The 13,193-nt window shown below is 69.7% G+C and carries 14 protein-coding genes and 2 pseudogenes; 5 read left to right on the top strand and 11 right to left on the bottom strand.

What is annotated here, in order from left to right:
* The first annotated feature begins 198 nt into the window (after window positions 1–198).
* The gene (purU, locus tag OG254_RS05005) at window positions 199–1,071 is read left to right on the top strand and encodes a formyltetrahydrofolate deformylase (RefSeq protein ID WP_405577630.1); all 873 of its coding nucleotides are present in this window, start codon (window positions 199–201) and stop codon (window positions 1,069–1,071) included.
* A gap of 60 nt (window positions 1,072–1,131) precedes the next feature.
* On the opposite strand, the pseudogene OG254_RS05010 reads toward purU, so the two are convergent.
* The 4 genes and pseudogenes from OG254_RS05010 to betA all read right to left on the bottom strand — a co-directional run.
* A pseudogene (locus OG254_RS05010) lies at window positions 1,132–1,408 on the bottom strand (alpha/beta fold hydrolase); the annotation flags it as partial.
* Window positions 1,409–1,541: 133 nt separating this feature from the next.
* Window positions 1,542–1,904: pseudogene (locus tag OG254_RS05015) on the bottom strand (alpha/beta fold hydrolase); the annotation flags it as partial.
* 12 nt (window positions 1,905–1,916) lie between these two features.
* A complete protein-coding gene (locus tag OG254_RS05020) occupies window positions 1,917–2,753 on the bottom strand; it encodes a 5,10-methylenetetrahydrofolate reductase (protein WP_405577632.1) in 837 nt (278 codons plus the stop codon).
* Window positions 2,754–4,427: a choline dehydrogenase gene (betA, locus tag OG254_RS05025; protein ID WP_405577634.1), complete on the bottom strand. Its 1,674-nt coding sequence runs from the start codon at window positions 4,425–4,427 to the stop codon at window positions 2,754–2,756.
* A gap of 151 nt (window positions 4,428–4,578) precedes the next feature.
* On the opposite strand from betA, the gene OG254_RS05030 reads away from it, so the two are divergent.
* The gene (locus OG254_RS05030) at window positions 4,579–5,376 is read left to right on the top strand and encodes an IclR family transcriptional regulator (protein ID WP_405577636.1); all 798 of its coding nucleotides are present in this window, start codon (window positions 4,579–4,581) and stop codon (window positions 5,374–5,376) included.
* Window positions 5,377–5,385: 9 nt separating this feature from the next.
* On the opposite strand, the gene OG254_RS05035 is transcribed toward OG254_RS05030, so the two are convergent.
* From OG254_RS05035 to OG254_RS05060, 6 genes are all read right to left on the bottom strand, one after another.
* Window positions 5,386–6,516 (bottom strand): aromatic ring-hydroxylating dioxygenase subunit alpha, encoded by a 1,131-nt coding sequence (locus OG254_RS05035; RefSeq protein ID WP_405577638.1) that lies wholly within the window; start codon window positions 6,514–6,516, stop codon window positions 5,386–5,388.
* A 151-nt stretch (window positions 6,517–6,667) separates the two neighbouring features.
* Window positions 6,668–7,870 carry an NAD(P)/FAD-dependent oxidoreductase gene (locus tag OG254_RS05040; RefSeq protein ID WP_405577640.1) on the bottom strand — a complete coding sequence of 401 codons (1,203 nt, stop codon included), beginning with the start codon at window positions 7,868–7,870 and terminating at the stop codon, window positions 6,668–6,670.
* The gene (locus tag OG254_RS05045; protein ID WP_405577642.1) at window positions 7,867–8,229 is read right to left on the bottom strand and encodes a bifunctional 3-phenylpropionate/cinnamic acid dioxygenase ferredoxin subunit; all 363 of its coding nucleotides are present in this window, start codon (window positions 8,227–8,229) and stop codon (window positions 7,867–7,869) included. Before OG254_RS05045 ends, OG254_RS05040 begins: the two co-directional genes overlap by 4 nt.
* Before the next feature lie 196 nt (window positions 8,230–8,425).
* On the bottom strand, window positions 8,426–9,058 hold the full coding sequence (locus OG254_RS05050; RefSeq protein ID WP_405577644.1) for an MBL fold metallo-hydrolase: 633 nt from the start codon (window positions 9,056–9,058) through the stop codon (window positions 8,426–8,428).
* The gene (locus OG254_RS05055) at window positions 9,058–10,143 is read right to left on the bottom strand and encodes an S-(hydroxymethyl)mycothiol dehydrogenase (RefSeq protein ID WP_405577646.1); all 1,086 of its coding nucleotides are present in this window, start codon (window positions 10,141–10,143) and stop codon (window positions 9,058–9,060) included. The genes OG254_RS05050 and OG254_RS05055 overlap by 1 nt, the downstream gene beginning before the upstream one ends.
* A gap of 393 nt (window positions 10,144–10,536) precedes the next feature.
* Window positions 10,537–10,974, bottom strand: coding sequence for a glutaredoxin domain-containing protein (locus tag OG254_RS05060; RefSeq protein ID WP_405577648.1), 438 nt, complete (start codon window positions 10,972–10,974; stop codon window positions 10,537–10,539).
* 90 nt (window positions 10,975–11,064) lie between these two features.
* Between OG254_RS05060 and OG254_RS05065 the strand changes: the two genes are divergently transcribed.
* The 3 genes from OG254_RS05065 to OG254_RS05075 all read left to right on the top strand — a co-directional run bounded on the left by OG254_RS05065 (window position 11,065) and on the right by OG254_RS05075 (window position 12,346).
* Window positions 11,065–11,367: a helix-turn-helix transcriptional regulator gene (locus OG254_RS05065; RefSeq protein WP_147998355.1), complete on the top strand. Its 303-nt coding sequence runs from the start codon at window positions 11,065–11,067 to the stop codon at window positions 11,365–11,367.
* On the top strand, window positions 11,364–11,756 hold the full coding sequence (locus OG254_RS05070; RefSeq protein WP_405577651.1) for a VOC family protein: 393 nt from the start codon (window positions 11,364–11,366) through the stop codon (window positions 11,754–11,756). Before OG254_RS05065 ends, OG254_RS05070 begins: the two co-directional genes overlap by 4 nt.
* 131 nt (window positions 11,757–11,887) lie before the next feature.
* Entirely contained in the window at window positions 11,888–12,346 is a 459-nt protein-coding gene (locus tag OG254_RS05075) for an ester cyclase (RefSeq protein ID WP_405577653.1), read from the top strand.
* Between the two features lie 25 nt (window positions 12,347–12,371).
* On the opposite strand, the gene OG254_RS05080 is transcribed toward OG254_RS05075, so the two are convergent.
* The gene (locus OG254_RS05080; protein ID WP_405577655.1) at window positions 12,372–13,163 is read right to left on the bottom strand and encodes a matrixin family metalloprotease; all 792 of its coding nucleotides are present in this window, start codon (window positions 13,161–13,163) and stop codon (window positions 12,372–12,374) included.
* Between the last annotated feature and the right edge of the window lie 30 nt (window positions 13,164–13,193).

Here is a 13,193-nt window from a genome sequence, read left to right on the forward strand (position 1 = left end):
AATTCGTTGCGCATCATGCACCCGATTGCTTGTGGTGGAACACCCTGGCGAATGTCCAGACCGACGTCAAGGGGTTGACGGATGACGATTCGGCCAGGCGAACCCTACCCGCCCCACCCTTGACCGAACGCGGTGTCGAGCCGACCATGTTGCGTATCGCTCACCATGTTGTGCAATACGCACTGACGGAGGCCGCCCATGTCCCCTCGACCGCAACCTGGCCGTGAGTACGTCCTGACCCTCTCCTGCCCCGACAGCGCCGGACTGGTCCACGCCGTGAGCGGCTTCCTCGTCAGGAACTCCGGCAACATCCTGGAGAGCCAGCAGTTCGACGACCGGCTTCAGGGCCGCTTCTTCATGCGGGTTCACTTCGACGTTTCCGACCCGAACGTCGAGCTGGAAAATCTGCGTTACCGGTTCGGCCCCGTCGCCCAGGCCTACGGCATCACCTGGACCCTGAGCGACGCCTCGACCCCGACCCGGACCCTGATCATGGTGTCCAGGTTCGGCCACTGCCTGAACGACCTGCTCTTTCGCCGGCGCACCGGCGCCCTCAACATCGAGATCCCGGCGATCGTCTCCAATCACCGGGACTTCGAGGGGCTCGCCGAGACGTACGGCATCGCCTTCCACCATGTCCCGGTCACCAGGGACACCAAGCCCGAGGCCGAGGCACGGCTGCTGGAGCTGGTGCAGGAACTGGACGTCGACCTGGTGGTGCTGGCCCGCTACATGCAGATCCTCTCCGACGACCTGTGCAAGCAGCTGGACGGCCGCGCCATCAACATCCACCACTCCTTCCTGCCGAGCTTCAAGGGCGCGCGTCCGTACGACCAGGCCTACACGCGCGGCGTGAAGCTGGTCGGCGCGACCGCGCACTATGTGACGCCGGACCTGGACGAGGGGCAGATCATCGAGCAGGACGTGGTCCGGGTGGACCACTCCCTCGACCCCGGTGAGCTGGTCACGGTCGGCCGGGACGTGGAGGCCCAGGTGCTCGCGCACGCGGTGAAGTGGCACAGCGAGAGCCGCGTGATGGTGGACGGCAACCGCACGGTGGTCTTCCGCTGAGCGACGCTGCAGGAGGGCGGGGCCGGGTTTCCGGTCCCGCCCCCGTCGTATACGGCCGCGTCAGCGCTCCCGCTGGAGGAAGGCGATCAGCGCGGCCGTGAGCTCCGCGGGGGCGTCCTCCTGGACGAGGTGCCCCGCGCCGGCGATGGGTTCGAACCGGGCACCCGGGACGAGAGCGGCCGGCTCGTGCCCCTTCGCCACCGGGATCCAGGTGTCGTCCTCACCCCAGCAGACGAGCGTGGGGACGCCGATCCCGGTGTAGCGGTCCTGGATCTCGTCGGTGTGGCGCTGGTCCGCCTGGGCGATCCAGCCACGGCTCGAGAAACCGGTCGAGGACCCGCTGAGCAGACCTGGGGAAGTCGACTGCAGTTCGGCAGCGCGCCCTGAAGGGGCGCGGGGAACTGCGCGACCAGCCACAACGAATCCGCAGGCGACTGACGGCACACAGCGGCCTCGCAGCGGAGCGCTCAGCGGGCGTCGTGCAGCAGATGGGCCCGCAGGGCGACGGCGCCGCCGAAGTCATGGGCGACCACGAGCGGCTCCGCGAGGCCCCAGTGGCCCAGCAGCTCGCCGAAGACGCGGCCCTGCGCGGCCAGGGACACGTCCTGCCCGGCGGCCTTCTCCGAGGTCCCGTAGCCGGGCATGTCCCAGACGTACACCTCGTGCTCGCGGGCGAGCGCACGGGCGACGGCACGCCAGACGTACGAGGAGAAGGGGGTGCCGTGCAGCAGGACGACGGGTGGCCCGCCGGGCCGGCCGAGCCGGTCCCAGCGGACGTCACCGGATGCGCTGGTGAAGGTTCGGGTCAGGTGCCAGTCGGTGTCGGCTGCCATGCCTCTCCTGGTTCAGTCGCCGAGGCGGTCCAGCAGGGCGCGGCGCCAGCGTTCCGTCTCGGCGATCTGGTTGAAGGTGAACAGGTGCAGGCCCGCGACTCGCGCCGAAGGGATGGTCAGTGCCGCCTCGGCGCGCGTCAGGAGCCTCTCGGGTGCATACCCGCCGGGCGTCGCGAACCGCAGGAACCAGGAGGGGTGCTTCGTCAGGAAGCGCGTCGACTCCCCCACCCCGATCTTCGTCGCCATCGCCAGCAGCTTCGCCCGCTGCACCGGCCCGGCCACCCCCACATACAGGGGCAGGGCGATGTCCCGGCGCCGTATCCGGCCGATCCACTCCCCCAGCACCCTCGGGTCGAAGCAGAGGTTGCTCACGATGTACGTGGCGTGCTCGCGCTTGTCCCACATGGCCTGGACGGTGACGTCGTCGTGGATGAGGGGATGACTCTCCGGGTAGCCGGTGACGCCGACGCGGGCGAAGGGACCGCCCAGCTCGCTCAGCCTGCGCAGCACCGGCAGCGCCCCGTCGTAGCCCCCGGCGGGCGGGTCGGCGTCGCCGGCCGGGACGAAGACGTCGTCCACGCCCGCCTCGCGGAGCCGGCCCGCGACCTCCTTCAGGTGCAGGTCGTCGCGCAGCAGCCGCGCCGGCACATGCGGGACGACCCGGTAGCCGTGCATGGCGAGCCGGACGGCGAGGTCGAGGGTCGGTTCCAGGCCCTTGACCGGCGACGCCGTCACGGTGACGACGACGTCGCGCGGCACATGGGCGAGGACCTTGTCCTCGGTCGCCTTCGCGGGCAGCACCTCGTAGCGGACGCTGTTCAGCAGCGCCGCGAGTCCTGCGGCGGCCAATTACCGCTCCGCCTGCTTCTGGGCGTCGGGGTGGCGGTAGTACACGGCCTTCGACGGCGCGAGCGGATCCTTGCCGAGGATGAGGTCGGCGGCCTTCTCGGCGATCATCATCACCGGTGCGTAGATGTTGCCGTTGGTGACGTAGGGCATGACGGAGGCGTCCACGACGCGCAGGCCCTCAAGGCCGTGCACCCGCAGGCTGGCGGGGTCGACGACGGCCATCTCGTCGGTGCCCATCTTGCAGGTGCAGGACGGGTGCAGGGCGGTCTCGCCCTCCTTGGCGACCCAGTCGAGGATCTCCTCGTCGCTGTCCACCTTCGGGCCGGGCGAGACCTCACCGCCGTTGTAGGGGGCGAGCGCGGGCTGGTTGAGGAGGTTGCGGGCCACCCGGACCGCCTCGACCCATTCGCGGCGGTCCTGCTCGGTGGAGAGGTAGTTGAAGCGCAGCGCCGGGTGTTCGCGCGGGTCCTTGCTCTTGATCTTCACCGAGCCGATGGCATCGGAGTACATGGGCCCGACGTGCACCTGGTAGCCGTGGCCGCCGGCGGGCGAGGAGCCGTCGTAGCGGACCGCGACGGGCAGGAAGTGGAACATCAGGTTGGGGTAGTCGACGTCGTCGTTGCTGCGGGCGAAGCCACCGGCCTCGAAGTGGTTGGTGGCGGCGGGGCCGGTACGGAAGAGCCACTGGAGCCCGATGAAGGGGGCGCGCCACTTCGCCATGTACGGCTGCATGGAGACGGGCTGCTTGCAGGCGTACTGGACGTAGACCTCCAGGTGGTCCTGCATGTTCTCGCCGACGCCCGGCAGGTCGTGGACGACGTCGACGCCGAGGGCGCTCAGTTCGGCCGCGTTGCCCACGCCGGAGAGCTGGAGGAGTTGCGGGGAGTTGATGGCGCCGCCGCACAGGATGACCTCCTTCGCGCGGACCTGCTGGGGCGCGCCCCGGCCGCGCCGGTACTCCACGCCCACGGCCCGCTTGCCCTCGAACAGGACGCGGGTGACGAGGGCGCGGGTCTTCACGGTGAGGTTGGGCCGCTTCATCGCGGGCTTGAGGTACGCCTTCGAGGCCGACAGCCGGCGTCCGCGGTGGACGTTGCGGTCGAACTTGGCGAAGCCCTCCTGCCGGTAGCCGTTGACGTCGTCGGTGGGGGCGTAGCCCGCTTCCTCGGTGGCCTTGAGGAAGGCGCCGAAGAGGGGGTTGGTGGCCGGACCGCGTTCGAGCACGAGGGGGCCGTCGTGGCCGCGGAACTCGTCGTCGGGGTCGGCGGCGAGGCAGTTCTCCATCCGCCGGAAGTACGGCAGACAGTGCGCGTAGTCCCAGGTCTCCATGCCCGGGTCGGCCGCCCAGCGCTCGTAGTCCATGGGGTTGCCGCGCTGGAAGATCATGCCGTTGATGCTGCTGGAGCCGCCGAGTACCTTGCCGCGGGCGTGGTAGACGCGCCGGCCGCCCATGTGGGGCTCGGGCTCGGACTCGTACTTCCAGTCGTAGAAGCGGCTGCCGATGGGGTAGGTCAGCGCCGCGGGCATGTGGATGAAGACGTCCCACGGGTAGTCCGACCGGCCCGCCTCCAGGACCAGCACCCGGTTCGCGGGGTCCGCCGAGAGTCTGTTCGCCAGTGCGCTGCCGGCCGAACCGCCACCGACGATGACGAAGTCGTACTGCAGGGAAGCCATGGTGCCTCGTCTCGCTCGCGTCTTCGATACGCGACGCATGGTAGACCCGGTCCCGCTATACGCACCAGGTTGCGAACAACGCAACTTCTAGGGTCTCTGTTGCGACGCGATTACTTGCGGCCATGTTGTTTACTACGCGTATAGTTTCACTGTGAGCAACTACAGTCATGACACAGAAACGTCGAATTCACAGGCTGGCGGGGTCCAGTCGGTGGACCGGGCGATCAGTGTGATGGAGATCCTCGCCCAGCGTGGCGAAGCGGGCGTGAGCGAGGTCGCGGCCGAGATCGACGTCCACAAGTCCACCGCCTTCCGGCTGCTCGGCGCCCTGGAAGCGCGTGGTCTCGTGGAGCAGGCCGGCGAGCGGGGCAAGTACCGGCTCGGGTTCGGCATCGTCCGCCTGGCCGGCGCGGTCACCGGCCGTATCGACATCACCCAGCAGGGCCGCCCGGTCTGCGAGCGCCTCGCCGAGGAGCTCGGCGAGACGGTGAACATCGCTGTCATGCAGGAGCAGTTCGCGATCAACCTGTACCAGGTGCGCGGTCCGGGAGCCATCACCGCGCACAACTGGGTCGGCCAGCTGACCCCCCTGCACGCCACGTCGAGCGGCAAGATCCTGCTGGCGTACCTGCCCGCCAAGGAGCGCGCGGCGCTGCTGACCGAGGCCGGAATGAAGAAGGTCACGGCGCGCACCATCACCGCGAAGACGAAGCTCGAGAAGAACCTCGCCGAGACGCGCGAACGCAACTACTCCATCACCCTGGAGGAACTGGAGATCGGCCTGCACGCGATGGCCGCGCCGGTCCGCAACCGGGACGGCGACGTCATCGCCGCCCTCAGCGCCTCCGGTCCCGCCTACCGGCTCACCGAGGAGCGCATGCACGAGCTCTCTCCGGTGCTGGTCAACGGCGCCCAGGAGATCAGCCACCGGATGGGATACCTGGGCTGATCCGCCGGACTACGGCAGGGGGGCGCCCAGGCGCTCGTTCACCCAGTCGTGGAAGGCACCGATGTGGTGCTCGCTGGGCACCAGCACGCCGCCCTTGGCGTACATGCGGGAACCCATACCGGGCTGGGTCCGTTCGCACGCCTCGAAGTCCTGGCGGTTGACCCGGTCGAAGAGTTCCACCGACCGGCTGACGTCCTTGCCGCTCGCGACGACGTGCGGAAGGTACAGCCAGTCGCACTCCACGATCGTGCGGTCCACGGACACCGGGAACATCCGGTGGAAGATCACATGGTCGGGGACGAGGTTGATGAACACCTGGGGCCTGACGGTGATCGCGTAGTAGCGGCGGTCCTGGTCCTCACCGACCCCGGGAATGCGGTCCAGGCCCTCGGAGCCGTCGACGGTGAAGCCCTTGACCTCCTCGCCGAACTCGGCGCCGTGTCCCACGTAGTACTGGGCGGCGTAACCGTCCGCGAACTCCGGGAGCACCTCGGTGAGTTCGGGGTGGATCGTGGCGCAGTGGTAGCACTCCATGAAGTTCTCGATGATGAGCTTCCAGTTCGCCCTGACGTCGTACACGATCCGTTTGCCGACGGAGAGGCTGTCGATGTCGTAGTGGTCGATGGACTCGACATCGCCGAGGCGGGCGACGATCTCGCCCATGACCTCCTCCTCGAAGGAGGGCGGGTTCTCCGCGAGGCACACCCAGACATAGCCGAGCCACTCCCGCACGGCCACGCTCACCAGGCCGTACTCGGTGCGTCCGACGTCGGGCATCTTGGTGAGGTTGGGGGCGGCGACGAGCTTGCCGTTCAGGTCGTACGTCCAGGCGTGGTACGGGCATTGGAAGGCCCGCTTGACCTCGCCGGACTCCTCGGTGCAGAGCCTGGCTCCGCGGTGCCGGCACACATTGAAGTACGCGCGGACGGCGTTGTCCCTCGCCCGGGTGACGAGGATGCTCTCGCGGCCCACGTCGACGGTGCGGAAGGCGCCGGGCTTCGCCAGGTCCGAGGCGCGCGCGACGCAGAACCACATGGTCTCGAATATGCGCTCCTGCTCCTGGGCGAAGATCCCCGGGTCCGTGTAGGAGGGGCCGGGGAGAGTGGCGATCAGGCTGTCCGGCAGGCCGGTCGAGGTCACGGTGCACTCCTCGGGAGAACGTCGTGGAGGGGGCATTCACAAGCCGGGAAGAGCGACTCCGGACGGCGTTGTGTATGGAGCAACAGGCGTTGTGTATGGAGCAACACTGCGTGTCATGTGAAACGCAGCATGGGATGCCGCCGGGGCGGTGTCAAGACGCGGTGGCGGCGAGCTGCTTGCGCAGGCGCGTGAACAGCCGCGGCTGGTTCATCCCGAGCACGGCGACCGGGGTACCGGCCCGCCGGTAGACGGCCAGGACATTGCGCTCGTCCGGGGTGCCGTCCTCGATGGTGACGCTGTCGGCGCCGGCCGCGTGACCGGCGAACTGGATCTTCACGCCGTACTGGTCGGACCAGAAGTACGGCGGCCGGGGCACGCCCGGCTCCACCGCGCCGCCCGCCAGCAGTGTGGCGACCGCGGCGTCGGGACGCTCGCGTGCGCCGGTCCAGTGCTCGATGCGGCGGTGCAGCCCCGCGCGCGGGTCGTACCAGTTGGCGCAGTCGCCGACCGCGACCACGCCGGCCAGGCCGGTGCGTCCGTCCGCGCCGCACTTGACGCCGTTGTCGAGGGCGACGCCGGACCCTTCGAGCCACTCGACGCACGGGCGCGCGCCCACCCCGACGACGACGATGTCGGCGGGGATCGTGCGGCCGTCCTCGAGCAGGACGGCGTCGACCCGACCCGAGACTCCGCCCGGGCGGACCCCCCTCTCGCCGCGCTCGTCGCCGCTCAGCCCCTTGACGCCCACGCCGCACAGCAGCCGTACGCCGTGGTCCGCGTGCAGAGCGGAGACGACGGCGCCCATGGTCTCGCCGAGGGGGCCGGCCAGCGGTGTCGGTGCCGCCTCGACGACGGTCACCTCCAGCCCGAGGGCACGGGCGGTGGAGGCGACCTCGGCTCCGATGAAGCCGCCGCCGATCACCACCAGCCGTCCGCCGCGGGCCAGTTCGTCCCGCAGCGCGCGGGCGTCGTCCAGGGTGCGCAGGGTGTGCACTCCGGCCAGCCCTTCGGAGCCGGGGAGGGTGCGGGCCGCGGCGCCGGTCGCGATGACGACGCCGTCGGTGCGCACCTCCCGTCCGTCGGCGAGCCGGACCGCACGGTGCGCCGGGTCGAGCCCGACCGCACGGGTGCCGAGCAGCCACTCGGCCGCCAGGTCCTCGTCGTCCGTCTCCAGGGCGAGTTCCGCCTCGCCGAGGGTGCCGGCCAGGAACTCCTTGGACAGCGGGGGCCGGTCGTAGGGGCGGTGGAGCTCGTCCCCGATGACGACCAGCCGCCCGTCGTAGCCCTGCTTGCGCAGCGAGCGGGCCGCCGAGAGGCCGGCGAGCGAGGCGCCGACCACGGCGACGGTCCTCACGCGGGACCTGCGGCGAGCCGCGCCGCGATGCACGGCGGCAGGTTCGGCGCGTCCGTGGACAGCAGGACGTAGATCATGCCGTCCTCGACCACGACCTCGTGGGTCCGGACCGGAAGCTTCGCCGGCGGGGCGTCGACCGCACCGGTCCTCAGGTCGAACTTCGAAGCATGCAGCGGGCATTCCACCTCGCAGCCCTCCAGCCAGCCGTCGGCGAGCGAGGCGTCCTGGTGGGTGCAGGTGTCGTCGATGGCGAAGAACTCACCATCGTCGGTGTGGAACACCGAGACCGGCGGATCGATGTCGAGCCGGTGGGCCTCACCTCGCGGGAGATCCGCGAGACGGCACGCGGGAATCATCATGACACCTCGGGTGCGTATAGCGAAACGGATTGCGGTAAGCGCAACGCCAGTTTGAGGGCCGCTCAGAAGCGTTGTCAAGGCGTCAAAACGCCTCGTTCGCACCGGCCGGCCGACCGGCCCGCGGGCAGCCCGAAGCGCCCGGCCCACCTGCGGGAACAGGCGGAACGGGCGCCCGACGAAGCCCTGGTCGGGAGGGTCAGAAGCCGCGGTCGATCCACTCCGGCAGGTGCGGGGCCTCGGCCCCGACGGTGGTCGTCTCCCCGTGTCCGGTGTGCACTACGGTCTCCTCCGGCAGGGTCAGCAGCCGGCTGCTGATCGACTCGACGATGGTCGGGAAGTGGCTGTACGACCTGCCCGTCGCGCCCGGCCCGCCGTGGAACAGCGTGTCGCCGCTGAAGAGCGCCCCCAGGCGCGGGGCGTACAGGCAGACCGCCCCCGGGGCGTGGCCGGGGGTGTGCAGCACGGTCAGGTCGACGCCGGCCACCGTGAGGAGTTGGCCGTCCGTGAGCTCGGCGTCCGGTGCCTTGTCGGGGTGGGTCTGCTTCCACAGCGGCAGGTCGTCCGGGTGGAGCAGGATCGGGGCGCCCGTGCGCGCGGCGAGTTCGGGCGCGGCGTCGATGTGGTCGTTGTGGGCGTGGGTGCACACGATGGCCCGCAGGGCGCGGTCGCCGACGGCCTCGGCGATGGCGTCGGCGTCGTGGGCGGCGTCGATGACGATGACCTCGTGGTCGTCGCCGACGATCCACACGTTGTTGTCGACGTCCCAGGTGCCGCCGTCGAGTGTGAACGTCCCCGAGGTGACGAGGTGTTCGATCCGGGCGCCGGCCATCAGAGGAGCACCACCGAGCGCAGCACGTCGCCGTGGTGCATCCGCTCGAAGGCCTTCTCGACCTCGTCCAGGGCGATGGTCTCGGTGACGAATGCGTCGAGGTCCAGGCGGCCCTGGAGGTAGAGGTCGATGAGCATCGGGAAGTCCCGGGAGGGCAGGCAGTCGCCGTACCAGGAGGACTTCAGCGCGCCGCCCCGTCCGAAGACGTCCAGCAGCGGCAGCTCCAGCTTCATCTCCGGGGTGGGCACCCCGACGAGGACGACGGTGCCGGCGAGGTCGCGGGCGTAGAAGGCCTGCTTGTACGTCTCCGGGCGGCCGACCGCCTCGATCACGACGTCGGCGCCGAAACCGCCGGTCAGCTCGCGGATCGCCTCGACCGCGTCGGTGTCCTTGGAGTTGACGGTGTGGGTCGCGCCCAGCTTCCTGGCGGTGTCCAGCTTGCGGTCGTCGATGTCGACCGCGATGACCTTCGCCGCGCCCGCGAGGCTCGATCCGGCGATCGCCGCGGCCCCGACACCGCCGCAGCCGATGACGGCGACCGAGTCGCCCCGGCCGACCTTGCCGGTGTTGATGGCCGCGCCGATGCCCGCCATCACGCCGCACCCCAGCAGCCCGGCCGCGGCCGCCGACGCGGTCCGGTCGACCTTCGTGCACTGTCCGGCCGCGACCAGCGTCTTCTCCGCGAACGCGCCGATGCCGAGCGCCGGCGACAGCTCGGTACCGTCGGTCAGCGTCATCTTCTGCTTGGCGTTGTGGGTGCTGAAGCAGTACCACGGACGCCCGCGCAGACAGGCCCGACACTGTCCGCACACCGCACGCCAGTTGAGGATGACGAAGTCCCCGGGGGCGACGTCGGTGACGCCCTCCCCCACCGACTCCACGACGCCCGCGGCCTCGTGCCCGAGCAGGAACGGGAAGTCGTCGTTGATGCCGCCCTCGCGATAGTGCAGGTCGGTGTGGCAGACCCCGCAGGCCTCGACCTTCACCAGCACCTCACCCGGGCCGGGGTCCGGCACGACGATCGTCTCCAGGCTGACGGGGGCGCCCTTGCCCCGCGCGACGACAGCACGGACCTGGTGCGTCATGGCCACTCCTCGGCTGATCGAGACTCGGAATCATGTTGCTCATTACGGCACTCATCTCATGTGCCGCAACACAGCATCGTGGAGCACCGGGCGGCGGTCAAGGAGGGAGACGGGGGTTCCATCAGCTGGGCGATTCCGGAGTGGACGGCCGTCTCGTTGCTGCTCGGCGTGCGCATCGGGCAATGCGACACGCCTGTCAAGGCCGCTGCTGCGCGAAGGCATGCCGGTTCGCGCCCTCTTTCCCGTCCCGCACAAGGGACTTGAACCGGCGATCCTCCACCCGGACGACGATTCACAACTCCCCGCGAACGAACCCCTCACCCTGGTGGGCCAGGCGGTGTGGATTGCGGTGGGACGGCGCGGGAGGACGAGGAGCCGGGACGCCGCTCCTGATCACGCGGAAGGGAAGAGTTGCTCGCGCACCCACGCAGGATCGGGGTTCGTGTGCGGCTGCCCCGCCACGATGACGGTCGGCACGGTTTCGTTGCCGTCGTTGGCCGCCCTCACCGCCTCGGCGCCCGCCGGGTCACGCCATATGTCGACCCAGTACGCCTGACGGGCACTACGGCCCAGCCGGATGCGGAGTCGCAGGCAGTACGTGCAGCCCGGGCGCCAGAAGACGATCGGTCGGCCGTCGGCCACGCTGCGGCGTTGTGCCTCCTGCGCATCGATCGAGCTCGGGAAGATCAGCGGTGAATTGGCGCCTGCGAGCAGCAGGAACACCAGCAGGAGTGCGGCGGCCGTTCCGGGGCTCCCGCGGAGGATCAGCCCGGTCGCCGCGGCTGAGCCGCCGAGCACGAGCAGCAGAGGCAGGATCCAGGCGCGCTTCATGGTGACGCAGGCTATCGGTGAGGCGCCCAAGGCCGGCTGTCGCCGCACCTCGACTTGATAGGCAAGCGTCCACTTGCCTATGCTGGGGTCGTGGCCGACGACCTTTTCAAAGCCTTGGCCGACCCCACCCGCCGCACCATCCTCGACGAGCTGACGGAGAAATCCGGACAGACACTGTTCGAGATCTGCTCGCGACTGGCCATGAAGCATCAGCTGGCCATCTCCCGCCAGGGAGTCTCCCAGCACCTCGCGGTGCTGGAGGCCGCAGGGCTCGTCGAGACCAGGCGGGAGGGCCGCTACAAGTTCCACGACCTGAACACGGCGCCACTGCGGCAGATCACCGAGCGATGGCACGTGCCCGACACACCCGAACCGGAGAAGAGCACCCCATGAAGATCCATCTGACCAGCGTCTTCGTCGACGACCAGGCCAAGGCCCTGCACTTCTACACCGAGATTCTCGGCTTCGTGAAGAAGCACGACGTCCCGGTGGGAGAGAAGGACCGCTGGCTCACCGTCGTCTCCCCCGAAGAGCCCGGCGGCACCGAACTCCTCCTGGAGCCCGTCGGTCACCCGGTCGCCAAGACCTACCGCGACACGCTCGTCCAGGACGGCATCCCGCTCGCCCAGTTCGCCGTCCAGGACGTCCATGCGGAGTACGAGCGCCTGCGCGCCCACGGCGTCCGCTTCACCCAGGAGCCCCTGGAGATGGGGCCCGTCACCACGGCCGTCTTCGACGACACCTGCGGCAATCTGATCCAGATCGCGACGCAGCCGGCGTAGGAGCAGGACGCCACTCGGCCGACGAGCATGATCGATCTGCTGTTGACCTTGTCGCGACGTCACGGTTTCTGCTGGTCGTGCGCGCAGCCGGCGCTACGGCCGATGCGGCACCCACCTTGCGAGGGAGCACCGTGAACACTTCCGAACAGCACCGACTCGACCAGCCCGCCCTCGATCTCGTGCGCGACGCCTTCGCCGCCCTCAACCGGCACGACATCGACAGGTGCACCGAGCTCATGACGGAGGACTTCGCGATCAACATCGCGGGAATGCCGTTCCAGATGCGGGGCCGAGACGCGTGGCGGCAGAACACGGACTACCTGCGAACGGCGTTCCCCGACTTCCAGGCCCGTATCGACGACATCTTCGCGTCGGGTGACCGGGTCGCGGTCCGGCTCACCATGCGAGGCACGCACGAGGGCGAGTTCCGGGGCATCCCGGCCACCGGCCGACAGGTCGAGTACTCCAGCATCGAGCTCTACCGCGTCGCCGACGGCCGGCTGGCCGAAGAGTGGATCGCCTCGGACATGGAGACGCTGATGGGCCAACTCGGCGAATCCGAGGCAACGGCCACGGCCCCGGAATCGTGAGACCCGGGGCGGAGGCGGGTGCCGGTCAGGTGCCGGGCTTCGGGTACAGCTGGTTCAGTACGGCGAAGTCGTCCGACGACGGGTGCTGCGGGAACTCCGGTACGGACAGGCAGCTGTTGGTGGATCCGTTGTGGTCGAGGCCGAGGGCGTGGCCCATCTCGTGGCAGGCGACGCTGCGCCGCGCCGCGTAGGTGTTCGGGGTGACCTGGTCGTTGAGCTTCACCGTGACGCTGCCGTCGACGAAGTAGCCACCCGAGCTGGACGCCTCGGTCACGCCGTACCAGTCGGTCCCGTAGCTGCCGCTGTACACGTGCACGCAGTGCCGGCCACCGCCGGGGCATCCTGCGGTGTGCCAGCGGTAGTAGGCGTCGATGCCGGGGGCCTGGTACCAGTCGACCCGGGCGTCGGTGACGGGCCACGAGTCGCCGGTGTGGTCGAGGAAGTACACCTGCGGGTCGTTGAACGGTCCGTAGGCCCACTTGTGGCCGCACCAGGCGGACGCGGTGCCGACGACGGGTGCGCAGCCGGCGATGCCGACGTCGAGGGAGCTGTTCGCGTCCTGCACGCCGCGGACGCCCTGGCGACGCAGGCTGCTGCGCAGCTCGTCGGCCGTGACGCCCGGAGCGGGTTCGTAGATCGCGGTGTATGTCGTGCCGTCCGAGCGCGGCTGGATCACGTAGACGGCGTCGTCCGCCCCGGTGCGATCGGACGTCCGCGCCGCCGTGGCACTCGTGTCCGCCTGCACGGCCGGGGCCGAGAGTGCGACGACCAGCGCGGTCACAGCCAGTCCGATCGCGGTTCTCGTTCTGCGCAGCATGTGTTTCCCCCTGTCGCCCGCGGCCGCCTC

The organism is Streptomyces sp. NBC_01092, from assembly GCF_045039535.1.
In the GTDB taxonomy this organism is placed as follows: domain Bacteria; phylum Actinomycetota; class Actinomycetes; order Streptomycetales; family Streptomycetaceae; genus Streptomyces.

Excerpts from the sequence above, each read along its gene's own strand:
- OG254_RS05050 (WP_405577644.1), bottom strand. The coding sequence starts at position 9,058 with ATGGCCGGCGCCCGGATCGAACACCTCGTCACCTCGGGGACGTTCACA.
- OG254_RS05060 (WP_405577648.1), bottom strand. The coding sequence starts at position 10,974 with ATGAAGCGCGCCTGGATCCTGCCTCTGCTGCTCGTGCTCGGCGGCTCA.
- purU (WP_405577630.1), top strand. The coding sequence starts at position 199 with ATGTCCCCTCGACCGCAACCTGGCCGTGAGTACGTCCTGACCCTCTCC.
- OG254_RS05080 (WP_405577655.1), bottom strand. The coding sequence starts at position 13,163 with ATGCTGCGCAGAACGAGAACCGCGATCGGACTGGCTGTGACCGCGCTG.
- OG254_RS05055 (WP_405577646.1), bottom strand. The coding sequence starts at position 10,143 with ATGACGCACCAGGTCCGTGCTGTCGTCGCGCGGGGCAAGGGCGCCCCC.
- betA (WP_405577634.1), bottom strand. The coding sequence starts at position 4,427 with ATGGCTTCCCTGCAGTACGACTTCGTCATCGTCGGTGGCGGTTCGGCC.
- OG254_RS05070 (WP_405577651.1), top strand. The coding sequence starts at position 11,364 with ATGAAGATCCATCTGACCAGCGTCTTCGTCGACGACCAGGCCAAGGCC.
- OG254_RS05045 (WP_405577642.1), bottom strand. The coding sequence starts at position 8,229 with ATGATGATTCCCGCGTGCCGTCTCGCGGATCTCCCGCGAGGTGAGGCC.